Genomic DNA, 25,033 nt, shown 5'->3' with positions numbered 1-25,033 from the left:
ATGCAAGCCTGTATTGAGAAATACCTAAAAATTAAACTCTCGCGGCTGTAAATTTACCCGGAAGCCAATTGTATAAAAAAAGGTGCTGCTGTTGGGGGCGCCCGCCACATTGTAGGTACGGTAAGTGGAATTCAGATCAATAAACATATTTTCAAATATCTCCCAGGAGGCGCTCAGGGCGGCGGTGGTACTCTTTACCGGGATACCGCTGCCAATAAAAAAGCCATTATCCCTCGGGCGGCTGTTATAGCTGCGGAACACATCGGCCCCGAAATTAATACCTGCTGAATCCAGGCCCTGTTTATGATACATCAGTTTGCCGGTCAGATAGAGTTTCGGGAGGGGCTGATAGTGTACGATACCGATAAATTCTTTCAGATTGGCGCCCAATGGATGAGCCAGCGGCTGGTTGTAATGCGTAAGATTGGTGGTGCTGTCGAAATTGGTATAGGTAAACGGGCGGATGTAGTTTACTTCTGCCTGCAGGTCCAGGTTGCGGATATGGAAGGCGTCTATATATTTTGCACCCAGCTGTAATGCCTGTTTGTTGGCAAAGTTGCCCCGGCTGTAATGCAATACCTCTTTGGTCACAAATTCATTGATCAGCAGCTGCCCGTAGAGTTGCACCGTTTTTGCAATATTAGCTTTAACATCAAATCCGACATTCGCTTTTCCTGCTGCGCCCAGTTGCTGTTCCACAGACCGGTAAAAGATGACCGGGTTGAGGTAACTCAGTTGCAGACCATACTTTCCTTCTTCCATAATATTTTCGTAGAAGCCGAGATTCAGCCAGTGGGTTACCTGTAGACTGAGATGGTGCATCATCATATAATTCTGTGGCCGCATATCCCTTTTACCATCAAGGCCATAGGGTGGAAAAGGAGCAATGGTTTGTGCAAAAATATTTTCATAATCAAATTTCCAGATACGGGTACTGATGCGCAGATAGAGATAGTTACTGCTGAAATCACTTAAGAAGAGGCTTCTGAAACCGTTGCCGATAAAGAGTTTGTCGTAGGCAAACTGCACATTGAAATATTTGGCCGCGTTAAAGGAAATACCACCACGGGCATCGAAGTAATCGTAACCATTGTTTTGGTAGAATTTGTAAAAGCCGGCACCGGGAACTGCATCATGTTGTGTTACAAAGTTCCGGACGAAAGCGGGATCACGTTCCTGGTTGTCGGTCAGGATGGTATAGAATCCCACTTTGTTGGCAATATTTCCCCGCAGAAAGATGCCTCGTGTGTTCTGGTAAATGCTGCCGGTACCATCGTTGGCGCCACCATATTGGAGATTTAGCAAGGGATTGATGACCAGTTTGAAATCCTTTGTATTAACAGCATAGAGATCTGCCGGTGTTTTATAAAAAGAACGAAAAACCGGGCGAACGTTGAAGGAGTCGGTATAGCCGGTAGTCCATTCCCAGTTATCCATCAGGAGGCGGCGGATATTGTACCTGTCGGTGGATGATAGGCTAAAAGGCAGTGCACCGGCTTTATCCAGGGAATCGATATACTGTACACTGGTGGTTACTTTTCTCCGGTCGTAGGGTTTCACTGTGCTGAAGCCCAGCAGGGAGTCGTGCTGCGTGCGTATATCCAGGCGGTCGATCAGCTGATATTGTTTATTACCTAAGCCGATATAATCAGACTGGGCGAATACCGGGATGGCTACAACGGTGAGCAAAATAATAATGAGGTGTTTCATAATACCGGATGATTGATGGAGGTGCACGAAGGTAATATGGTTGCTGAGAAGGGGAGATTATAATGCCATTAGAAATGAATAACATGGGAGAGGCTAAAAAATCAGGCTACTGAATTCCTGTTTCAGTTGCTTCTTTTATACTTGTATACAGGTATGCGACGCATTGCCAGGAAATGAATAACCCTCAAAAAACTGTTTCCCTCAGGATACAGCGAACACCGCATGAAGTAAAAAGTATCATTATGTTATTATCAGCTACCCCCTCCTTCGCTAGCCCTGCCCCCGGTTTTGGCGCCTTTGTATTTGCCAGCCGCCGCAACCGGCTCTTGCTGGCAGGAGCCCTCTTTGTTGCGATTATGAAGATGGTGGTATTCAAACATTTTTTTCCATACATTGATTTTACTTCAGATACCGGTTCCTATATGGAAACAGCGCTGCAAAACCGGAACTATAACCTTTGGCCCATCGGGTATTCCAAATTTCTGTGGTTGTTTCACCAGTTCTCCCGTTCGGAAACGGCTTTGGCGATTGTGCAGTTTGTATTGCTGGAAACGAGTGCCTTCTTTTTCTATTTCAGTGTATGCTATATCTATCAGCCGCAGAGTTATTTCAGGTATGGGTTTTATGCCTTCCTGCTGATTAACCCGTTATTTCCATTTTTGAGCAATTATTTCATTTCTGATGCGCTGTTTTTGTCGCTCGGACTTACCTGGATCACCTTACTGCTCTGGATCCTGTACAAACCTGCTACCTGGTTGCTGTTGGTACATGGGGTGTTGCTGGGCTATGCTTTTACAGTGCGGTACAATGCAATGTTTTACCCGCTGGTAGCGCTGCTACCAATTATGCTGTCTGCCTGCCGGCCCTGGCAGAAGATATTGGCCATATTGCTACCGGTAGTGCTAATTGCTTCTTTTGTGGTATTTACCCGGCAAAAGACCGCCGAGCATTCCGGTACGAAAATATTCTCTGCTTTTAGCGGCTGGCAGATGATGAATAACGCGATGTACATGATGCAATACCAGCACCTGGACTCAACCGGTGCGCCCGCGCCCTTTACCCGCCTGCATAAGCAGACCTATTATTACCTGACCGCTTTAAAGGCAGGACCACGAAAGATTATTCCTTCGGATGGATCTTATTTTATGTGGGATATGAATGGACCACAGAAGCAATTGATGGGAGAATATGCACAGCAACATCGGGGGATGGATGTATATGCTGCCTGGTGTGGGGTAGCCACCTTGTACGATAATTATGGAAAGTATATGATTGCGCAGCATCCGTGGGACTTCACCCGGTACTACCTGCTGGGCAATGCCAAGCTGTATTTCCTGCCGGAACTGGAGGTGTTGGGCGGCTTCAACCGCCCCATTATTAACCTGGTGAATAAAGATGTGGGTACCTTTTTCAGAGACGGGGAAAAGCCGAAGCCGGCTGGTAAGTACGGTGAGCTACAGGCTACGTTGATGTCGCTGTTTCCCTCGCTGATTGTGATCTGCCATCTGCTGTTTCTGGAAGAAACCATCCGCTACCTGTTGAAAAAAGGGATCCGGAAAACCAGGCGTAAATTTAATATTGCATTATTGTTATGCTGGACCTTTATCGGGCTCAATTTTGCGTTCAGTGTATTTGCTGCGCCCATTGTATTGCGGTACCAGGTATTACTGATCGTATTGCTGCTGGGATATACCCTGTTGCTCACTGAAATAACAGATGCTCCGGCGATATCGGAAGAAGAGGCTGCCAGGGAAGAAGAACACCTGGTACTGGGTATCTGAAAGGTTAACCCCCATAAATAATTTTTTTAGCAGTATCTTAACCACGCAAACGGGTAAGATAACGGTCGTCATGTGATGCCGGCTCCCGCAACAAAATAACGAGCTGTATAATATATGTCTTATGAAGAAGACAACAATAGTCATTGGGAGCGCCTGCGAAAGGGGGATAAACCCGCTTTATTTGCATTGTACAACAGCACTTACTCACACCTCCTTCGGTTTGGCCTCAAAATATGTGGCAACGACGAACTGGTAAAAGATTGTATTACCCAGCTGTTCCTGCAGCTATGGAGCAAACACCGGCAGTTGCCACCAGTAACCAATGTCCCTGCTTATTTATTCACTTCCCTGAAAAGACAACTTCTCGATCAGCTGGCCTATCAGTCAAAGATTCATGCCGCTATACACCGGGACACGGATAAAGACCCCGGGGTAGAGTTATCCTATGAAGAAATAATTATCCAGGTGCAGCACGATGAAGAAATGAAGCGCCGCCTGCAACAGGCCCTTAAAACGTTGACCCCTAGACAAATTGAGTTGGTACAACTGAAATTTTTTGAAGGACTGACCTATGAACAGATTGCTGCACAAACCTCTCAAACCGTGAAAACGGCCTACAATACCATTTATGATGCCATTAAAGCATTAAGAAAGATGCTGAAATAAGCAGATTCCTGTCTCCCGGAAAAAAAAGTTGAAAAACGCTTAGGAAAAATAACCGGTTCTCCCGTCTGTATAATTAAAGGCATTGCCCACATGAATTTCCAGGAATACGAAGTCATTGATTTTGCGTGTGATGAATCTTTCCAGCGTTACTGCCTGGAGGCGGACGACCGCGACCTGCATTTCTGGGAAAACTGGCTGACACAGCATCCGGAGAAACGGTTGACAGTGCAGGAAGCCAGGGAAATAGTGATGATATTATCGGCAAAGCAGGGTAACCGGCTGGAACAGTTAAAGCATCTGGAAGATGGTATTGCGCGGTACGACCTGCTGCAGGAGGCATTGGAAGAAGAGCAGCCACCGGTGGTATTGCGCCGCCGGCACATCTGGAAATACGCCGCTATCGCCACAGGTGTATTGTTGCTGGCCGGCAGCAGCTTCCTGTTTTTCCGGCATACACCGGCGCCCGCAGAAAAGCACCAGCTGGTAACGGCCGGACAGGATCCCCGTAAAACGCTTGTATTACCCGATGGGTCGTCAGTTATACTGCGGCAGCATAGCAGCCTGCAACTGGCGCCCGGCTTTAATAAAGATAACCGTAACCTTACCCTTACGGGAGAAGCTTTCTTTGATGTGACGCAGAATGCACAGCATCCTTTTATGGTACATACCGCCGCCCTGGATATAAAAGTATTGGGTACCGTTTTTAACGTGAGTGCCTACACGAATAGCCGTGAAACGGAAACCGCCTTGTTTAAAGGAAAAATTGAAGTAACACTGCCGGGACAACCGCAACAGAAGATCATATTGCAACCAAATCAAAAGCTGGTCACCCATGCGGCTACCCCTTTTGCGATAGCACCGCTGGATGCAGATCCGGTGAGTCATAAAGCCAGGGAAATAGCCTGGGTACGCAACCGCCTTGAAATTGAGAATGAGCCGCTGGAAGTGATCGCCGGTAAACTGGAGCAGTGGTACGGTATCCGGGTGGTATTTGCCGATGAAACGGTAAAACACTACCGGTATTCCGGCACCTTCGAGAGTGAAACGATTATAAAAGCACTGGATGCCCTGCAGTTATCTTATCCTTTCAGCTTTAAGATGGAACAGGGTGAAATTATTATCAGCAAATAAATAAAGACGTATATATCAACCAAAAAATAAAAGGGGAAGTGCTGGAACACCTCCCCTGGAATTAGGTCTGAAAATGTCAGGTATGATCATTTACTAAACCAACATCAAAGGTATGTTAAAACTTGTATTCCTGGAATGGAAAGGGAAACCTGTTCCCGCCGGCAAACTGCTGCTCACTATGAAATTGACACTTTTCCTTTTTTTAACCTGCCTTCAGGTGCAGGCTATTTGTTTCGCGCAGGAAACCATTACCCTGCAGGTAAAAGAAACAAGTATCAAACAGTTCCTGAAAACGCTGGAACACCAGACGGCTTACCGTTTTGTATTTCACGATAAAACATTGCCGGAAGACAAGAAAGTATCTGTCAACGCTAAAGAGGCGTCTCTTGATGCGGTGCTGACGCAGGCTTTTGCCGCTACCCATCTCGCCTATACGTTAAAAGAAGACGGACTGGTAGTTGTGTACGCTACCAACCCCACCGGGGCGGTTGCAGAAATTACTATCAAAGGAACCGTGCGGGGCGCAGATAATCTTCCTTTACCCGGTGTTACGGTGAGAGCCATGGGCACCAATGCAGGTACCCTAACCAGCGAAGGGGGCACCTATTCCCTGAATGTACCGGAAAATACCAGATCGCTCCAGTTCTCACTGGTAGGATATGTATCCCAGCAGGCAGAAATTGGCGCCAGACGCGAGATCAACATCACCCTCGCCGAAGATATCAAAACACTCAACGCCGTTACCGTTACCGGCTATACGAACTATACCCGCGATAAATCTACCGCCGCCTCCGGCGTGGTAGGCGCCGATAAAATTACCCAGGTTCCCATGGCCACCTTCGAACAGATCCTCCAGGGACGTGTACCCGGACTGGTGGTATCCGCCGGCTCCGGTCAGCCGGGAACCAGTGCATCCGTTACCGTTAGAGGTATCGGTACTATCAATGGTACTTCCTCCGTATTGTATGTAATGGATGGTATCCCCATTGAAGCCAATCAGTTCCAGGGGATCAACCCTTCTGATATTGCTTCCGTAACCGTACTGAAAGACGCCTCTGCCAAGGCGTTGTACGGTTCGCGTGGCTCCAACGGCGTTATCGTGATCACCACCAAAAAAGGACAGGCCGGTAAAATAGGCGTTTCCTATAAATCCCAATACGGATTTTCCAATATGACCACCCCGAAATTCCAGATGATGAACTCCGCAGAACACCTGCAGTTTGAAGAAGAAATCGGGCTGGAAACCGGCGCGGAACTAGGACCCGGTTGGACCTACTCCAAAAAGAACCCCGAATACGCCAATATGTCCCCACAGGAACAGCAGAATGCGGATCATATCCTCGATAGCTTGCGCAATACCAACACCGACTGGAGAAAGATCTTCTTCCAGACCGGTAAGTTCCAGGAACATCAGCTGAGCGCCAGTGGAGGTAATGATAATGTGAGATTTTATAGCTCGGTAAACTACTATGATCAGCAAGGTATCGCCAAACGTTCTGAACTGAAACGTTACAGCTTTAAAAATAACCTCGACTTCAACGCCGGCAGGTTAACCGCCAATATCAACATCGGACTGGCCTATTCGGAATCTTCCTTTATTGAAAGGGAAGCCTCTTCCAATGGCGCCAATACCCTGGCCGCTGTGTATTATGCATTGCCTTACGAATATCCTTATGCCGCCGATGGTACACTGGTTACCAATTATAACGATGACGTATACCCGGTGCTGGATCTCCGCGAAGGAAGTAATGCACTGGAAGCCATGCTGAATACCACCAGTAAAGATAACCAGCTGAAAAGCGTGATCGGTACTTCACTCAATTATACACTGGCAAAAGGCCTGGTAGCGAAAACGCGGTTGGGGATTGATTTCAGGGAAACGACCACAGAAAGATTCATCAACCCGGATTCTTATTCCGGTTATAAGGTAGATAATGGCAGTCGTGGCAGCTTCGGAGAAGGTGTTACCCGCAACGTTACACTGGTGAGTACTTCCGGCTTAACCTGGTCAAAGAATATCGCCGACAAACACGACTTTGAAGTATCCGGTTATTTTGAATTTACCAAAAATAACTACCGCGCCTTTGATTACACCGGCTACGACCTGGATGATCGTTTACCTGCCACACCAGCAGCCATTACACCGGGATCTCCTTACTCGCCACTGTTGGGTGGCTCCAGAACGAAGAGTGCGCTGGCTTCCTATATCGCCATCGGCCGTTATACCTTCAACGAAAAATATACACTGAACGCCAGTTACCGCCGCGATGGCGCCTCTACGGTTCCTGTTAATAACCGCTGGCATGGCTTCTACTCTGTAGGTCTGGGCTGGGAAGTAAAAAGAGAGAACTTCCTGAAAGACGTGAGCTTTGTGGATAACCTGCGCTTCCGCGCCAGCTATGGTACCTCTGCGAATCCTTTCTCTGCACTCGGTCCCTATGCTTATTTCAGAACGTTTAAAACCGACCAGTATGGCGGCGCACCGGCTATTATCCCGCAACAACCCGGCAACCCGGCGTACGACTGGGAATATGCTAAAGAAGCAAATATCGGTTTCGACCTGGGCATGTGGAATAACCGCATCCGCATTGTGACCGATGTGTATAATAAAGTAACCGACAACCTGTTTATTGATCAGCCGCAATCTATTACCTCCGGCTTTTACAGCATGTTCCTCAATTCCGGTTCTATGCGCAACAGGGGTATTGAAATGGATGTTCAGGGAGATGTGGTACGCGTGAAAGACTTTACCTGGACCGTAGGATTCAACTTTGCGTACAACAAAAACGTAATCACAGATCTGGGCGGCGCAGGCGAATTTACGCAAGGCCTGTCCAAGATCGTAAGAGTTGGATTGCCCTACGGTTCCCACTATGCACCCAAATGGGCAGGTGTGAACAAAGAAACAGGCGATCCGCAATACTACGACCGCCAGGGTAAGATCACTACCGATTACAATGAAACCACTTTAAGCGTGGCCGAATTTGGCACCTATATCCCGCCTTTCACCGGTGGCTTTAATACGGGCTTTACCTGGAAAGGATTTTATTTAAATGCCCTCTTCACCTTTGCGGATAAGACCATGCGTTATATGAATGAAGACTACTATAACGAAAATCCAAGCTTTGGCAGCAGTAATCAGTCTAAAAGAATGCTGTACAACCGCTGGAAGAAACCGGGTGATGACGCCATCCTGCCTAAGTTCGACGCCGACAGGAGATATTCTTCCAAAGACATCCAGGACGCATCTTACCTGCGTCTGAGAAACGTAAACCTCGGATATAATTTCCCGAAACAACTGCTTCGTCATATCAAATTTGTACAGGGCATCCAGGTGTTTGCACAGGGGCAGAATCTCTATACCTGGACAAAATGGAAAAGCTTTGATCCGGAAAATAATAACGGAGACGGGATGTTTGACTACCCGAGTGCCCGGACATACACCTTTGGTCTGAATGTTAATTTCTAAAAACTGCAATCATGATGATCCGTCATATAAAATACCTGGCATTGGTTGGCGTTTGCTGTTTATTTGCCTGCAACAAACAACTGGACCTTTCACCCACCGATGATATTATTGATCCGGAGAGAACCTTCCGCAACGTGGCCGACCTCAACGGCGGTCTGCTGGGCGCTTACACCGAACTTACCTACAATACCATTTACAGTGTATCATTGGTAACAGATGAATGTACATTGCCTTCTGAAAACGGTACCGGTGGCGGTGTGGCCACTTACCGCTGGCAGATAGATCCGAGCAGTACCACTATCACGGCGTCTTTTGGTGAATACTATATCACTATCGACCGTGCAAACCGGGTGCTGGCGGCAGCCAACCGCATCACCGCGAAAGGCGATTCCATTGTATTGAAGCAACAGTACCAGGGAGAAGCACTGGCGTTACGCGCCTATTGCCATTTCCAGCTGTTGCAGAGTTATGCGGAAGCTTATGAACCTGCTGCAATGGGGGTACCTTTTATGGATACTTCTAAAATTGGTTTCCCTGCCCGCAATACCTTCGGGGAAGTAATCGCTGCTATTGAGAAAGACCTGCAAACAGCCAGCACATTGATTCCTGCGGATGCAGACGATGATACCCGTATCACACTGCCTGCGGTAGCCGCCATCCGTGCACGGGTAGCGCTGTATGCAAAAAAATGGGATGATGCCATTACCTATTCCACGGAAGCTATCAACGCTTTACCACTGGCCGATAAAGGTGATTTTGCCGGTATCTGGAAAGATACCAAAACATCAGAAGTGATCTGGAAACTGAAACAGGTGGCTGGTAGTAGTGATGATCTGATCGGCAGTATTTATTTCAACCGTCGTGTAGCCTTATACGTACCGTCTTTTGAACTGATTAATCTCTTCGATAAAGCCAATGATGTGCGCTATCCTGCCTACATCCAGTTTGACGATACCCGTGGCAGCGGTAATTCCGAATACCTGGTAAATAAATACGCCGGCAACAGCAGTGGCACCCGTGGTTTGGCAGATATCAAATTATTCCGCACCGGCGAAATGTACCTGATCCGTGCAGAAGCACTGGCGGAAAAGAACCGCGTGGCAGATGGTGGCACCGATCTGAATGATCTCCGGGCAGCCCGTATTAACGGCTACACATCAGAAACATTTACCGATAAAGATGCATTGATCACAGCAGTGTATACCGAACGTTTCAAGGAACTGGCCTTTGAAGGACAGCGCATGTTCGACCTGAGAAGAAGAAGTCTGCCGGTTACACGTAACCCCGAAGATGCGGTGAATGCACTGGGCGCCGTACTGCTGAAACCTGGTCAGAAAGGATATGTATTTCCTATCCCCGACGCAGAAACAAAAGCTAACAAAAACATGAAACAAAATCCTGGTTACTGATGATACGAATAGGAATGAATTGGTTTGCACTAACGGCAACGGCTATCTGTATGAGTGCCTGTACCATGAAATCGGCACCACCCGCTATCCCCGGACGTCCCGCATCTATGGGCTTCATCGGTGATACGGCAGATGTAACTACACCGGTAAAAGGTGGTGTGGTATTGATTGGTGGCGGTGGTAATGTAGACGGTGCTTTTCAATGGATGATAGATCGCAGCGGTGGCGGAGATGTGGTGGTGCTCACCGCCTCCGGCAACTCGGGTTACAATCACGACATCGATTCCCTTGGGAAAGTAAACTCCGTAGAAACCCTGAATATCACGAGCCGGGAACTGGCGAATAATGATACCGTAGCTTACATTATCCGCCACGCGGAAATGCTGTTTATTGCAGGTGGGGATCAGTCGAGGTACATGCAACAATGGCGTGGTACCAAAGTAAACGACGCGATCAATTACCTGCTCAACGAAAAGAAAGTGCCGGTAGGTGGAACCAGCGCAGGTTGCGCCATCCTGAGCGGATTTTACTATAGCGGAGAAGGTGGTAGTGCAGTATCAGACTCCGTGCTGGCTAATCCTTACGACACACTGGTAAAAGTATACAACAACGATTTTCTTCACGCACCTTACCTGTCGTCCGTAATCAGCGATCAACACTACCTGAAGCGTGGACGGGAAGGAAGACATGTCACTTTTATGAGCCGTATCATCGCTGATGACAACGTTTTTCCACGAGGCATTGCACCGGATGAGAAAACAGCGGTGTGTATTGATGAAAACGGTGTAGCGAAAGTGTTTGGTGTGAGTAAGGCCTATTTCATTTTATCGGATAGCCTGAAAAAACCTGAACTTTGTGAAAAGGGAAAGCCCCTGCAATGGAACCATGGGGGCGAAGCATTGAAAGTATATGAAATTCCCGCCACTGCTACCGGCAATGGCAGTTTCCGGCTGTCTGATTTTGATGCGGCTTCCGCCAGCGGCGGTACCTGGTATTGGTGGTGGGTGGAAAACGGACAGTTGAAGAAGAAAGCAATTTGATTATTTGTTAATACAGTAGTTTATGAAAGGTTTTTTATTATCCGGTGTAATTTGGTTACTTTTTGTAGCGCCAGTAATGGCGCAGCAGAAAGCATCTTCCTATGTACTGGTGATCCATGGGGGAGCGGGTACCATTCTGAAAAAGAATATGACTCCTGAGAAAGAAGCGGCTTATAAAGCTTCGCTGAAGGCAGCGCTGGAAACGGGTTATAAGATCCTGCAATCCGGTGGCAGCAGCCTGGATGCGGTGGAGGCCACCGTGCGCGTACTGGAAGATGATTCCCTTTTTAACGCCGGCAAAGGCGCGGTGTTTACCCATGCAGGACGCAATGAACTGGATGCTGCCATCATGAATGGTAAAACAAAAGCGGCAGGTGCAGTGGCAGGTGTAACTACCGTGCGCAACCCGGTGAGTGCGGCAAGGGCAGTAATGGAGAAGTCTGAACACGTGATGATGGTAGGACCGGGAGCGGAACAGTTTGCAAAAGAGGCAGGACTTGAAATTGTAGATCCGTCTTATTTCAGAACGGAACAGCGTTGGAAGGATCTGCAGAATGCTATCCGGGAAGATTCTATCGCAGCGGCTAAATCCAATGCCTATACGAATCCAGGTAAACTCGGAACGATTAACCATGACTATAAATTTGGTACCGTGGGCGCGGTGGCGCTGGATAAGCAGGGAAACCTTGCTGCGGCCACTTCTACCGGTGGTATGACCAACAAGAAATATGGTCGCGTAGGTGATTCTCCTATTATTGGTGCAGGCACTTATGCCAATAACCAGACAGCGGCTATTTCCTGTACAGGCTGGGGGGAATATTATATCCGTAATGTAGTGGCTTATGATCTGTCTGCACTGATGGAGTATAAAGGATTTTCTGTGCAGCAGGCGGGAAATACCGTAATAAAGAAAGTAGGTGATATGGGCGGCGATGGCGGCCTGATTGCGCTGGATAAAAAAGGTAACATGACCATGTCTTTCAATACAGAGGGCATGTACCGGGGCGCGGTAACAAAGGATGGGAAAATTGAAATTGCTATCTACAAAAATTAATCATAACGAACGGATGCAGGGCGTAGTACCGGCATCCGTTCGTATTTTTTCCTCATTCCAAAGGTCTTTTGGGTGAGTCGTCTTCTTCCAGGGCATCTTCGTCTACGTCCTCATCGGTAATATCTTCTTCTTCCAGTAGCTCATCTATTTCTTCATCATCGTCTTCTTCGTCCAGTAATTCGTCGGAGGTATCCGGGCCTTGCCGGGATTGTTCGTCCTGGTTTCCTTTGGGAGACACAGGTTGTTGCTGGTTGCGGATCACGTCGTCCGGTTGGAGATCGTCTTCGCGGAGTGCCCCGGGTGTTTTAGGTTGAGTGCTCATAAGTTAAAGTTTAAGAGCAAGGGCCCAAACATCGCACCATGAAATAATGCCTGATTTACAAGGGGGAAATACAGAAGGCTGCGTAAATAAATACACAGAGCGGGTCAGTAACGGGAATATTTATTCGTTGATCACTTTGCTGTTACGGAAGACTGCGCTCCACTTGCTGACGAAATCTGCCGGCAGCGTTTCAGACTTTTTCGCAATAAACACGGCGTGAAAAGATCGGGGTCCCTGTACAACATAATACAGTTGGGATTCCGGTGTACCGGCCCCAGGTGTTTCCACTTTAAACAGCGCCCAGCGGCGTTTGGGGAGATTCTCTTTTCCCAGCAGGGTGGTCTTTGCCTGCGATGCCCGGCTGATGGCCGCGTTGGTAAAGTTTTTAATCGCCAGGTCAATATTATCCACGCGGGCATTTTCCATGGTCATGTTGGTGATGAGCAGGGACCATTGCTGCGGGGTTTCACTGGCCGGGAGGTATTGCCGGGTAGCCAGGTTATCCACTTCGGTATCCGTGATCATGGTCCATTGGCTGTTAGCCGGCAATGTGATTTTAAGGCGCTCTTTTAGGGCCGCTTTTCCTGTTTTGAAGGATTGGCCTATCTGGTGGAATATTTCCTTAAAACGGTCTGGAAATGGCAAAAAGGTGGACGCGGTGAGCAGGTAGGTTTTGCTATCGGCGTATGAGATAAAAATGCTGGAAAAAAAAGTATCAGTCCGGTTGGGCTCTACATGTATTTCATCAAGCCAGACAAGACGTTTGCCCTGGCTGATAATACTGCCGGAATCGATCAGTTTGAAATAGGGATTGCGGCTGATGAGAAAAAGTAATTTTTTTGCAACGTTGTCCACATTGGAATTGGGTTCCGGGAGTACATTTACAGTAACATGTTCCGGGAACGAATGCAGACCACCGCTGTTGGTACGTTGCGCCGCAAAGATGATATGATTCTTTTCATCGTTCCTGATGACCCGCCATTGATCAGGTACATCCAGGGAAAAATGATGGACTGTGTCACGGTAATTAATCATCTCCTGGCCTTCAGCAACATAAGAAAGTAGCAGTAAACAGTATATTAAAACATACTTCATCCGGAATAATTTGTCCGCAAATAAAACGAATAATTCTTAAGTATAATAAAAGCGATGGCCCCAGCTACCTGGAGCCATCGCTTTATGCGGGTTAACTTCCCAACAGATGAAGTATGTGTGGCAAGTATTATAGGCGGTTGTCTCTCGGATACCGGGGACCATAAAACCTTTCCTGGTTAAACTGGTCGTGGTTGTAGAAGTCGCCGTCTGACAGATGGTTATCAGGCGATACAAACACGTTGCGGATATCCTGTTCTGTTTCAGGAGTAACGATCACTCCCTTTTCATAAAATGGTAAGGTGCTGATCTGGATAGTGGTTACTTCCGGGAGCAATACCGTATCATTTTTTTCATGTAGTATAGCTACGCCGATAGGAAATAACACTTTACGTTCGGTCAGCCCAAGGCGGTTACCTTTCAGGTTGATGACCAGGTAGCGTACCCTGCGGGATGCGGGATTAAACAACAGGTCATCTATTTTACCCAGTTTGTGGCCCTGCAGATCTTCTACTTCCCAGTGGCGGATGTCGGGTTGCCCATCAACGATTTCAAAATTGCTGCCGCTTAGTTCTTCGAGGCGATTGGTTTCAGTTATAGACATGGTTATCATTTTTAGTGGATGAAAAAATTTATTTACCGGTGAAGGCTACTATTTCCACACTTCTGTTTTGTTGTCTGCCTGCCGCGCTGTTATTGCTGGCCAATGGTTTTGATTCGCCCAGTGAGTGAACGGAAATTTTGTTTTCACTGACATCTCCATGCTGGATCAGCCAGATCTTTACCGCTGCCGCACGTTCTGCTGCGAGTTGTGAATTATGATCAGCACTGCCTTTGGCGTCAGCGTGTCCATAAACACCGATCTGTGCATCAGGATAACGTTTATGCAGTGAAGTGGCGATCTGTTTCAGTTTTTCATCTGCGGTTCCTTCCAGTGCACTTTTGTCGCTGGCGAAAAGAATGTTTTCTCCCAACGTATAAATAGTATACTGATCATTGCTTCTTACAGCGATACCTTTATCAGTTACTTCTTCATAATTGGTATCTGGTGCATTGAAATCTACTTTGTCCCATGCTGGTGTGGGAGCAGCCACGGGCATGCCGGTGCTGGCAATGGTATCCGTAGTGGCAATAGTATCTGAACGGTCGTGATTACTGCTGCGCATCAGGAAGAACAGAATGGCGGCAATAACAATAAGACCTAATACCAGCCATAACCACGTCATGCTCTTTTTCCTGGGTTGAACTTCTAAGTGTGCCATAACAATTGTAATTAGGGTTTAAGTAATAATCCGGATGAGATTCATCCAAAAAGGTTCTCCTTCTTTAAAACAAGCATTATACCAATGCCGGAAGTCGTCAGTTTTTTCCTGATGTACAGCGGATTAGCCGATTGGAAGCGGGATAGGAGGTATAGATAGTTGGGGAATCGGGCGGGACTGTTAGGGTCTTTTTTCCCACGTATTGCGGAAATTATAATCCAGTGCAGATACTCATCGCCACCAGCAGCATACCGAGATAGTGTTCTTCTTTCAATTCCCTGCGTAATACCTGCAAGGCTTTGCTCATATGCTTTTCTACCGTTTTTACAGAGATGCCCATTTCCTGTGCGATGGCTTTATATCCCATATTGCCATAATAACTCAGCATAAATACTTCTCTGCATTTCAGTGGCAGTGTATTAATGCTGCGGGCAATCTTATTTTTTAGCTCATAATGCTCCAGTTGTACAGGTTGCACTACTTCCTGCTGATGTGCCTGTCTCATCAGCACCTGGTGATGATTTTCTTTCCGGAGTTTGTTGCGTAGCTGGTTGGAGACTTTATATTTGACGGCATTGTTCAGATAACCGTTGATGTTAACATCTGTGGGCAGTTCATCTCTCCGGAGATATAAACTGATAAAAACATCCTGGATAATATCTTTCACCTGTTCCCGGTCTTTCAGTATACGGAAAGCCTGGTTGCTGAGTGCTGTCACAGTGGTCTGGTACAGCTCCTCAAACGCTTTGGTATCGCCGTTCCTGGCCTGATGCCATAAATTGTCGCATATATGTAGACCAGCAGTGCAGATAAGTATCCAGATTTGCCAGCAAAGATATCTACTGGGAAAAAGTTTCTATGTTAACTTATGGTAAACAACTTATGCCCAATGTTAACTAAATATGAATTCCATCTTTTTTTCAAAAAAGGAGTGGGGGTAAATGTGCATTGAAGTGATAAGTATTGCAAACACCCATACTGATGACGCCATCGCGCCTGCAATATTTACTGGAACATTATCTCGACGGAACTGCTACGGAAGCGGAGCAGGCAGAGTACGATCATTGGTATGCACAACAGCAGGCGCCGGATACCGACGTATTTACACCCGCAGAGAAAAAGGAAATGTATCAGGTGATTGCATCCGGTATCCGGGAGAAAAAGCCGGTTGTATATCTCCGTTGGGTAGCCGCCGCAGCAGTGGTGGGAATACTGGCCAGCATATGGCTGTTCCGTACCACGCCACCGGCTGTACGAAAAGAAATAGCGATGCATACAGTAAAAGCGCCGGATACTACGGAGATCCGTAATGGAGAAGCCGGGCAACGGCGGTTACACCTGCCGGATGGCTCTTCCGTAATACTATATAAAGACGCCGCTATCCGCTTTGCTGCTTCCTTTGGTAAAAAAGACCGTGTAATTATGCTGGAAGGAAAGGGCTATTTTAATGTAGCCCCCCATGCCCCACAGCCATTTACAGTATGGAGCCAGGGCGTTTCCACCACCGCCTTGGGTACCTCTTTCACGATTACGAGTATACGAAAAGAGGTAAAAGTGATGTTGCATACCGGTAAAGTGGTAGTAAAAGCGGATAAAGAAACAAGGTATCTCACACCAGGGCAGTGGCTGATCTGTAATACCAGCACCGGAACAGCCCGTATGCAGCCAGCAGAAAAAATAACGCCCGCATCACCGGTGATCGCTTACGGCTCCCGGAACGGCTTTGCCGCTACGTTCGACCAGATGCCGCTGTCAGGGGTACTCGATACTATTTCAAAAGGATATCACGTGAACATACAAATGAAAGCAGCCGCTTTTGAGGATATCGCTTTCTCCGGTGTCATCAGGGATACTGATTCACTGGCACAGGTACTGCATCGTATTGCGATGCTGCATGATTTGAAAATTATATCAACTAACACAGGTTACCGGATAGAAAAAAATCACTAACTAAATATTTGCGTATTATGACACATCACTACCTGCTAGTGAAGGGCGGAGCTTTGCCCCTGAACCACGCCAACAGGTTATTGCACCGCTGTAAATTTATCGGCCTGCTGCTCCTGATGACTTTTATGAACCTGTTGCCATTACAGGCGCAAAATAGAGCCTGGATCAAAGGCCTGATAGAAGATGAAAAGGGACAACCTATCCCCGGCGCTTCTATACAGCTGAAAAGCGGTCCCGATAGCCTCAAAAGCTTTGCCATTACAGATGCCAAAGGGGTATTTACTTTTGATAACAGTCATCTGCAGGGACCTCATATATTTACTATTGCCTATGTAGGTTACCTCACACAGGTGATCACTAAAAATAACCTCGACCCACAGAAAGAACAATCTATTTATGTGGTGATGAAAGAATCCTCCTCTGCACTCGGAGAAGTAGTAGTAGTGGGATATGGTACCCAGAAGAAAGTAAATCTCACTGGTGCAGTAGACCAGGTAGGAAAAGAAGTATTTGAGAACCGGCCTATGACCAGCGCCACCAAAGGACTGCAGGGTGTATTACCTAACCTGAACATCCGTATCACCGATGGTAAACCTATCCGTGGCGCCACCTATAATGTAAGAGGTACCACCTCCATCGGCGCCGGTGGCAGCGCATTGGTACTCATTGATGGCGTACCCGGTGATCCGAACTTATTAAACCCAAATGATATTGAAAGCGTGTCTGTGCTGAAAGATGCTGCTTCTGCTGCTATCTACGGCGCCAGGGGAAGCTTCGGCGTGGTACTCATCACCACAAAAAATCCGGCAAAAAACAATACACAACTTACTTATTCCAGTAACTATTCCCTGAACGACCGCACCGTAAAACCAAAGTTTGTGACCAACGGATACGAATGGGCAAAGAACTTTGATGAAGCCTATTATGCCTGGAATGATTATAAATCGCATCCGGCCAAAGCCAACAGCGTATTTCCTTTTTCACTGGATTACCTGGATGAGCTGAAACGCAGGAACGACGATCCTTCCCTGCCCAAAACGGATATTGACCCTGCCACAGGCAACTACGTGTACTACGGCAACACCGATTGGTTCAAGGAATTGTATGCGGATCAGAACCCCGGTACCGAGCAAACTTTGTCGGCCTCCGGTGGTAACGCCAAATCCGAGTATTATCTCTCCGGCAGGTATATGTCGCAGAACGGTATTTTTCGCTACAACCCGGATAAATTCAAAATGTATAATGTGCGCGCAAAAGGAGCGGTACGGCCGTTCGACTGGCTGAAACTGGAAAACAATTTCGACTTTTCCCAGCGTACTTATTTCTTTCCTATTCTCAATCATCCGAGCAATACGCCCGTATGGAGAAGGATTTCCGATGAAGCCTTTCCTATAGCCATGCTGAAAAATCCTGACGGATCACTGACGGAAAATGCTGCCATTGTATTCGGTAGTTTCTTAACCGGCAATAACTATTCTGATCAGACGCAACTGCTGCTGAGAAATACTTCCCGTTTTACAACGTCTTTCCTGCATGACAAACTGCATGTAAACGGTGATTTTACCTACGCCTATACGTCAAGTGTGGAAACCCGGTTGTATACGCCGGTGCCTTACAGCAAAATCCCCGGACAAACACTCACCCGTGGTGAAAGCAAAATGAATGAGGAGAACGACAGGACTACCTACACCGGTATGAACCTGTATGCAGACTACGAACAACGGGTTGCAAAAAATACTTTCAAACTGCTCGTCGGCTACAACTATGAAAATACGCTGTTTAAATCGAGGTACTATCAGCATGATGGACTGATCAATTCGAGTTTGCCTGATTTCTCCCTGATGAATGGACTCAACTATATCCTCACCGGTGGTGGGTATGAGTGGCGCACCCTGGGCGGCTTCTTCCGCCTTAATTACAACTACGATGAGCGTTATCTCCTCGAAGTAAACGGCCGCTATGATGGTTCTTCCAAGTTCCCCGAAACCCAGCAGTTTGGTTTCTTCCCTTCCGCTTCTGCCGGATGGCGTGTATCAAAAGAGAAATTCTGGAACGTATCTCCGAAAGCAGTGAGCGATCTGAAACTGAGAGCTTCCTATGGTGCGTTAGGCAATGGTAATGTAAATCCTTACCAGTTCCTGCAAACTATGTCGGTGAGCAAGTTACAGATGTCTATCAATGGCGTGATACCCGATTATACACAACAACCCAATGTGATCCCCAATGGACTGACCTGGGAAAAATCCACTACGCTGAATGGCGGTATAGATGTGGCATTGCTGAACAGCCGCCTGAAAGTGAGCTTTGATAAATATACCCGTTATACTACCAATATGTTTACAGTAGGATTGCCCGTTCCTGCTGTGTTTGGCGCCAGTGTACCCAAAGGCAACTATGCTGATCTGAAAACAAAAGGCTGGGAATTATCGGTGAACTGGTCCGATCAGTTTAAAGCCGGAAGCAAACCATTCAACTATTCACTGGGCGTGGTGCTATCTGATTACCAGTCCTGGATCACGCGCTTCAATAACCCCAATGGACTGATCAATACTTACTATGAAGGCATGAAAGTGGGCGATATGTGGGGCTTTGTGAATGATGGTTATTTCCAGAGCCAGGATGAGATCAATAAGTACGATGTGGATCAGTCCTTCATCCGCGTGTCCAACGCAAATAAACTGATGCCGGGAGATATCCGCTTCAAGGACCTGGATGGCAACAAAAAAATAGATCAGGGAGATGGTACGGTAACCAATCCGGGCGATCAACGGGTGATTGGGAATACAGAGCCACGCTATGCATTTGGTATTACCGGCAGCGCCAATTGGAATAATTTCTTTATCAACTTCTTTTTCCAGGGCATCGGTAAGCGCGACTGGTGGCCGGGTACAGATGCGTCTCTTTTCTGGGGACAATACAACCGCCCATACAGCTGGATGCCGGAAGATATCATGGATAAACGCTGGTCCGAAAGCAATCCGGATGCGTATTTCCCGCGTTTTCGCGGATATACTGCCCTCAATTCCAACGCAGAGCTGGTGGTGCAGCAATCGAAGTATGTACAGAACGTGGCTTACATCCGCCTGAAAAATCTGACAGTAGGTTATAACCTGCCAACGGAATGGGCATCGAAGATCAAAATGAAAAATGCACGGGTGTTTTTCACTGGTCAGAACTTATGGACATGGTCGCCGCTGTACCGCATTATGAAAACCCTGGATCCGGAAGTGATCGAAGGTTCTGATCCGGAACTGAATAACAATGCAGCAGGTATCGGCGCCGGTAACGGAATGTCGTATCCCATGCTGAAAACATATACGGTTGGTTTGAGTGTTACTTTTTAATGATTAATGTTTACCAAGATGAAAAAAGCTGTTTACTTGTTATTGCTCCTGGCAATAGTATCCTGTAAGAAGGATCTCAACCTGAAGCCTTTTGATAAACTGAGTCCTGATAACGCCTTCAACACAGAGGCTGATCTGCAGTTGTATGCCACTTCTTTCTATAAAATATTACCCGATGGGAATGCTATTATCCGGGGAGATGTGATGAGCGACTATATGGCCGGTAAGGATGTGAATACGTTTATCCAGCCCAACGCCTACTCGGCGGTGCAGTCTTCCGGCTGGAGCTGGGGCGACCTGCGCAATATCAACTATTTCCTGGAGCATTACAGCCAGGCGAATGTTGCAGATGAAGCAAAGAATCATTATGCCGGCATTGCACGCTTCTTCCGGGCAATGTTCTATTTTGAGAAAGTAAAACGTTTCGGGGATGTGCCCTGGTATGATAAAACCATGGGCATCAATGATCCGGAACTCTATAAAGCCCGTGATCCGCGTGCCATGGTAATGGACAAGGTGCTGGCTGACCTGGATTTTGCCTGTGCCAATATCCGCAACAAAAAAGATAATACCTGTTCCCAGATCACCCGTTGGGTAGCGCTGGCCTATAAATCACGGGTATGTTTATTTGAGGGTACGTATCGTAAACACCGTACGGATGCAGGTGCTTCCGGCTATGCCACCTGGCTGAATGCCGCCGTTAGCGCGGCAGAAGAAGTGATGAAGAGTGGCCAGTACACCCTGAACATCGGTGGCGATGCTGCGATGAACTACCGTAACCTGTTTATCAATGAAACACCTGCCGCCAACGAAATCATCCTGGCCTATGTGTGTAATAAAAGTTTACGGGTATTCAATGATGCCAACTGGTTTTTCACCAGCGCCACCTATGGCAACCGTATCAGCCTGGTAAAATCATTTACCGATATGTACCTCAATCTTGATGGTACCCGTTTCACAGACAAAGCCGGTTATGATCAGCTGCCTTTCAATGAAGAGGTAAAGAACCGGGATCTGCGTTTGCAGCAAACCATCCGCATGGGAAAATATAGCCGTGACGGACAAATTGCACCACCTGATTTTACGTATACCTATACCGGTTATCAGCCCTTGAAATTTACGGTGGATTCAAAAGCCACAGATGGCGTAGCGGAAAATAATAACTCTGTTCCTATCATCCGTTATGCAGAAGTGCTGCTGAATGAGGCCGAAGCAAAAGCAGAACTGGGCATGATGAATGCAGAAGTGTGGAACAGCACCATTAAATTACTGAGAACCCGCGCAGGTTTGAAGAATACCGATCTGCCGGTAACAGCAGATCCTTATCTGGTTGATTATTTCAACAACGACAAAGATATTAAGGCGGAAGCACGTGTTACTGATGCAGCATTGCTGGAGATCCGCCGGGAACGCAGTGTGGAGCTGGTACTGGAAGGTTTCCGCTTTTATGATCTCGTGCGCTGGGGACTGGGACCTTTACTCCTGAAGCCCTACACCGGGTTATATGTACCGGCTATGGACGTACTGATGGATTTAAATGAAGATGGAAAACCGGATGTGTCCTTTGTGAAGAAAACGCCCGCTACAAAAGTTCCAGGAGTATATTATTTCCTCATCGACGATGACCAGACGAAACTATCAGGTGGTACCAGTGGAAACCTCATCTGGCTGACCAATATCGCCAGGGAATGGAAAGATTATAAATACCTCTATCCGATACCATTTAACGAAACGAAATTAAATCCGGCACTGGGTCAGAACCCCGGATGGAAATAATATTTAAATACAAGTAGTATGAAACAACTAACAGGCATCGCGTTACTGCTGATGATGGCGCTTTCTTCCTTTGCACAGAAAGCCTCGCATGTAGTGCTGATCACTATTGATGGCTTCCGGCCGGAATTCTATACCGATCCTTCCTGGGGAATGGTGAACCTGCGGATGATGAAAGACAGCGGGGCATATGCAGATGGGGTAAACAGTGTATTCCCTACTGTTACCTATCCCAATCATACTTCCCTGATTACTGGCGTAACACCGGCTAAACATGGCATTTATTACAATGCACCGTTTGAACCGAACGGCGCTACGGGTGTATGGTACTTTTATTACGACAGCATTAAAGTGCCTACCTTGTTTGATGCAGTGCATAAGGCAGGGAAGAAGTCGGCCAATGTGATCTGGCCGGTATCTGTAGGTGCGCCGATAGATTACAATGTGCCGGATATATGGACAGTAGGCTCGAAAGACCGCAGAGCGGTAATGGGTACTGTCACCAATCCGCTGTCTTTGTGGAAAGAAGTGCAGACACATGCTACGGGTGAACTCGGCGAAAAAGATTTTGCTATGGAAGATGGAGAGCTGATCATGGATGAAAACGTGGCGCGGATGTCTGCTTACCTGATCACGGCTTACAAACCGGCGTTTACCACTTTACACCTGGCCTGCACCGATCACTATGAACATGAGCAGGGCCGTGATGGCTTACTGGTGAGAAAGGCCGTGGCAGGCGCCGACAGGGCATTGGGTACTATCATAGAAGCATTGAAACGTGCAGGGATATACGAAAATACAGCGGTCATTGTTACCGGTGATCATGGCTTTGTGAACATCAGTCGTAGCTTTTGCCCGAATGTATTGCTGACACAAAACGGCTTGCTGAACAACATAAAAACGGGCGACTGGAAAGCGCAGTTCCATTCGTCCGGGGGCTCGGCTTTCCTGCACCTGAAAGATGCGAAGGATACAAAGACGGCGCAAAAAGTACAGGCTTTATTGAAGGCATTGCCAGCGGCACAGCAGCAGTTGTTCCGTATCATTGACCGTCAGCAGCTGAATACGGTGGGAGCAGATCCTCATGCAGCATTTGCCATCACGGCTACTGATGGGGCGACTATTGGCGGTGCTGTTACCGGTGAACTGGTGAGGGCAGCCAAAGGAGGTACCCACGGTTATTTCCCGGATTTCAGGGAGATACAGACCGGCTTTGTGGCTTATGGGGCGGGTATTCAAACAGGTGCGCACGTGAAGGAAATGAGTGTAACGGATGTAGCGCCGCTGGTAGCCCGGTTGTTGGGGTTATCACTGGAAAATACAGATGGAAAGGCACCGGAGAGCGTATTGGCAAAATAATTTAGAACATGAAAGTAAGGGGCGCCCTTGTGGAGAGGCGCCCTTTTTTTGTGTTACGCCCTGAATTTATCCCGGAATGTAAGCGGGAGTATACCGGTATGTTTTTTAAAGAATCGGGAAAAGGAAGCGTCATCTTCAAAGCCCAGTTCATAGGCTATTTCCTTGAGATGAAGTGCGGTATAGTATAGCATCCTTTTGGCTTCGTTGAGTACGGTGTCTGCCAGCCACCAGGATACGCTATGCCCGGTAACAGCTGTTACGCACTCGTTCAGGTATCCGGCACTGATTTCGAGTTCCCACGCAATGCTTTCGGGAGTGGGTTTGGCGCGGCCCTTATCTGCCAGTGCGGCTTTAAAGCGCCCCGTGATGCCGGCGGCTGTTACGAACGTACCAGTATAGAACTGGTCCGCAGGATAGCCTGCCACTGCAGTATTAAGCAGGGCATCGAAGAGGCTGTGCAGGATGTCGTTATGAAAAAAGGTGGGATGCTGTAGCTGCTGAAACAGCAGACGGGTAAGCTGTTCCGGCATATAAAGGCTGTCGGCTTCCAATGGCAGGCATTGTTGTGATACCGGCAAACTTTTGAATAGCGTGATCCCTGCTGCGGGCAGCAGGAAGGATTCGGCCGAAATAAGCCATCCCCGGAGATCGTTGGACTCTTTTAGTACATACTCCTGTCCGGGGTGAATAAAAGCGAAGGAAGGGCTGCTGATGTGCAGGGAATGCCCGGCTACTTCCAGGCGACAATGGCCGCTGGTAAACAGGAACAGCAGGTAAGCGTCTTCATGAGGTGGGATATCACCTACCCCGATCCTGCGGATATGGATACCGCCGCTGGTAACCGGCTGCTGCCGGAAAAGTGGGACAATGGATGTGTTCATCGGTAAAAATTTTTATACCTGCAGGGCAGGCAAACCTTCATAAGCTACCGGGGCTATGACTGCGGCATCGTCTGGTTTTACTTTCCGGACGGAGTTAACGGGCCAGCATTCCAGTTGAGTCGCCGGCAATTCATACTGTATTATTCCACGTATGTTCGTATCCGTTAATTGCGGTTGCAGCCATTGTTTAGCCAGTGCTGTTGTCAGCATCATGGGCATCCTGCCGGCATTGTCGCCACCGTTGTGGATCTGGGCCATCAATGGATTAGCAGCACGGGTTAGCAGCGTGAACGCCGGGATACGGTCGGGTTTATCTACATCCCAGGAGTTGGACATAGCCCATAATCCGGCAATAAAAAACAGTTCCTGTTCTTTGGGTTTGATATAGTAGGCCACTTTGTTTTTCCATCCCGGGATCTGCCGGTATTCAAAAAAACCGGTAGCAGGGATCAGGCAGCGCTGGTGCCGGATGGCATTCCACATGGTACCGTTTTCCAGTACTTTTTCACTGCGGGCATTCAGGAAAAGTTGTCTTTGCCGTTTTACTTTCTCCAGGGTGTCCAGCATTTTTGGTACAGGACCCCAGGTATATTTTTCCAGTTTCAGGCCGTTGTGATTAGTGACAACCGGCCATTGCGGGTAAGACATCCCGATCCTGTGCCAGGTAGGGTCGAAGTGAATATCCAGGCTGCCGGGGGCTTTGAGCCCGGGCAAATATTTGTAAATGCTCTCTATGCTGACAGTAAAGGCAATATCGTAACACATAGTAATTGATCCGGAGGTTATATCC

The 25,033-nt window shown here is 47.6% G+C and carries 19 protein-coding genes; 11 read left to right on the top strand and 8 right to left on the bottom strand.

Features of this window, described 5'->3' with window-relative positions:
• Positions 1-24: 24 nt before the first annotated feature.
• Positions 25-1,710, bottom strand: a complete 1,686-nt coding sequence (locus BMW79_RS31030) for a hypothetical protein (protein WP_089902769.1) — start codon at positions 1,708-1,710, stop codon at positions 25-27.
• Between the two features lie 242 nt (positions 1,711-1,952).
• On the opposite strand from BMW79_RS31030, the gene BMW79_RS31025 reads away from it, so the two are divergent.
• The 7 genes from BMW79_RS31025 to BMW79_RS30995 all read left to right on the top strand — a co-directional run bounded on the left by BMW79_RS31025 (position 1,953) and on the right by BMW79_RS30995 (position 12,260).
• Positions 1,953-3,491 carry a hypothetical protein gene (locus BMW79_RS31025; RefSeq protein WP_089902765.1) on the top strand — a complete coding sequence of 513 codons (1,539 nt, stop codon included), beginning with the start codon at positions 1,953-1,955 and terminating at the stop codon, positions 3,489-3,491.
• Between the two features lie 114 nt (positions 3,492-3,605).
• On the top strand, positions 3,606-4,157 hold the full coding sequence (locus BMW79_RS31020; protein WP_089902762.1) for an RNA polymerase sigma factor: 552 nt from the start codon (positions 3,606-3,608) through the stop codon (positions 4,155-4,157).
• Between the two features lie 90 nt (positions 4,158-4,247).
• Positions 4,248-5,288 (top strand): FecR family protein, encoded by a 1,041-nt coding sequence (locus tag BMW79_RS31015; RefSeq protein ID WP_089902759.1) that lies wholly within the window; start codon positions 4,248-4,250, stop codon positions 5,286-5,288.
• Between the two features lie 112 nt (positions 5,289-5,400).
• On the top strand, positions 5,401-8,757 hold the full coding sequence (locus BMW79_RS31010; RefSeq protein ID WP_218150483.1) for a TonB-dependent receptor: 3,357 nt from the start codon (positions 5,401-5,403) through the stop codon (positions 8,755-8,757).
• Positions 8,758-8,768: 11 nt separating this feature from the next.
• A complete protein-coding gene (locus BMW79_RS31005; RefSeq protein WP_218150482.1) occupies positions 8,769-10,166 on the top strand; it encodes a RagB/SusD family nutrient uptake outer membrane protein in 1,398 nt (465 codons plus the stop codon).
• Positions 10,166-11,206 (top strand): cyanophycinase, encoded by a 1,041-nt coding sequence (locus tag BMW79_RS31000; RefSeq protein WP_089902756.1) that lies wholly within the window; start codon positions 10,166-10,168, stop codon positions 11,204-11,206. The genes BMW79_RS31005 and BMW79_RS31000 overlap by 1 nt, the downstream gene beginning before the upstream one ends.
• 22 nt (positions 11,207-11,228) lie before the next feature.
• Positions 11,229-12,260, top strand: a complete 1,032-nt coding sequence (locus BMW79_RS30995) for an isoaspartyl peptidase/L-asparaginase family protein (protein ID WP_089902753.1) — start codon at positions 11,229-11,231, stop codon at positions 12,258-12,260.
• Between the two features lie 52 nt (positions 12,261-12,312).
• Here BMW79_RS30995 and BMW79_RS34035 read toward each other — a convergent pair whose 3' ends face one another.
• The 5 genes from BMW79_RS34035 to BMW79_RS30970 form a co-directional block, all read right to left on the bottom strand.
• Entirely contained in the window at positions 12,313-12,582 is a 270-nt protein-coding gene (locus BMW79_RS34035; RefSeq protein ID WP_177192400.1) for a hypothetical protein, read from the bottom strand.
• Between the two features lie 120 nt (positions 12,583-12,702).
• Positions 12,703-13,677 (bottom strand): hypothetical protein, encoded by a 975-nt coding sequence (locus BMW79_RS30985; RefSeq protein WP_089902748.1) that lies wholly within the window; start codon positions 13,675-13,677, stop codon positions 12,703-12,705.
• Between the two features lie 127 nt (positions 13,678-13,804).
• On the bottom strand, positions 13,805-14,278 hold the full coding sequence (locus tag BMW79_RS30980; RefSeq protein WP_177192399.1) for a PRC-barrel domain-containing protein: 474 nt from the start codon (positions 14,276-14,278) through the stop codon (positions 13,805-13,807).
• A gap of 28 nt (positions 14,279-14,306) precedes the next feature.
• Positions 14,307-14,936 (bottom strand): OmpA family protein, encoded by a 630-nt coding sequence (locus tag BMW79_RS30975; protein ID WP_089902743.1) that lies wholly within the window; start codon positions 14,934-14,936, stop codon positions 14,307-14,309.
• A gap of 211 nt (positions 14,937-15,147) precedes the next feature.
• Positions 15,148-15,726 (bottom strand): RNA polymerase sigma-70 factor, encoded by a 579-nt coding sequence (locus tag BMW79_RS30970; RefSeq protein ID WP_262487519.1) that lies wholly within the window; start codon positions 15,724-15,726, stop codon positions 15,148-15,150.
• Positions 15,727-15,917: 191 nt separating this feature from the next.
• On the opposite strand from BMW79_RS30970, the gene BMW79_RS30965 reads away from it, so the two are divergent.
• From BMW79_RS30965 to BMW79_RS30950, 4 genes are read left to right on the top strand one after another with little or no spacing between them, the layout of a single operon-like run.
• On the top strand, positions 15,918-16,886 hold the full coding sequence (locus tag BMW79_RS30965; RefSeq protein ID WP_089902737.1) for a FecR family protein: 969 nt from the start codon (positions 15,918-15,920) through the stop codon (positions 16,884-16,886).
• Positions 16,887-16,903: 17 nt separating this feature from the next.
• The gene (locus BMW79_RS30960; protein WP_089902734.1) at positions 16,904-20,230 is read left to right on the top strand and encodes a SusC/RagA family TonB-linked outer membrane protein; all 3,327 of its coding nucleotides are present in this window, start codon (positions 16,904-16,906) and stop codon (positions 20,228-20,230) included.
• Positions 20,231-20,248: 18 nt separating this feature from the next.
• Positions 20,249-22,006: a RagB/SusD family nutrient uptake outer membrane protein gene (locus BMW79_RS30955; RefSeq protein ID WP_089904476.1), complete on the top strand. Its 1,758-nt coding sequence runs from the start codon at positions 20,249-20,251 to the stop codon at positions 22,004-22,006.
• Between the two features lie 18 nt (positions 22,007-22,024).
• The gene (locus tag BMW79_RS30950) at positions 22,025-23,362 is read left to right on the top strand and encodes an alkaline phosphatase family protein (protein ID WP_089902730.1); all 1,338 of its coding nucleotides are present in this window, start codon (positions 22,025-22,027) and stop codon (positions 23,360-23,362) included.
• Between the two features lie 53 nt (positions 23,363-23,415).
• Here BMW79_RS30950 and BMW79_RS30945 read toward each other — a convergent pair whose 3' ends face one another.
• Both BMW79_RS30945 and BMW79_RS30940 read right to left on the bottom strand, forming a co-directional pair.
• Positions 23,416-24,243, bottom strand: a complete 828-nt coding sequence (locus BMW79_RS30945; protein WP_089902726.1) for an AraC family transcriptional regulator — start codon at positions 24,241-24,243, stop codon at positions 23,416-23,418.
• A 12-nt stretch (positions 24,244-24,255) separates the two neighbouring features.
• Positions 24,256-25,008: an SOS response-associated peptidase gene (locus BMW79_RS30940; protein WP_089902723.1), complete on the bottom strand. Its 753-nt coding sequence runs from the start codon at positions 25,006-25,008 to the stop codon at positions 24,256-24,258.
• Positions 25,009-25,033: the final 25 nt, after the last annotated feature.

This window comes from Chitinophaga arvensicola, assembly GCF_900110835.1.
GTDB classification, from domain to species: Bacteria; Bacteroidota; Bacteroidia; order Chitinophagales; family Chitinophagaceae; genus Chitinophaga; species Chitinophaga arvensicola.
Note: the sequence above shows the minus strand (reverse complement) of the source record. Positions and strands in the feature narration are given on the sequence as shown.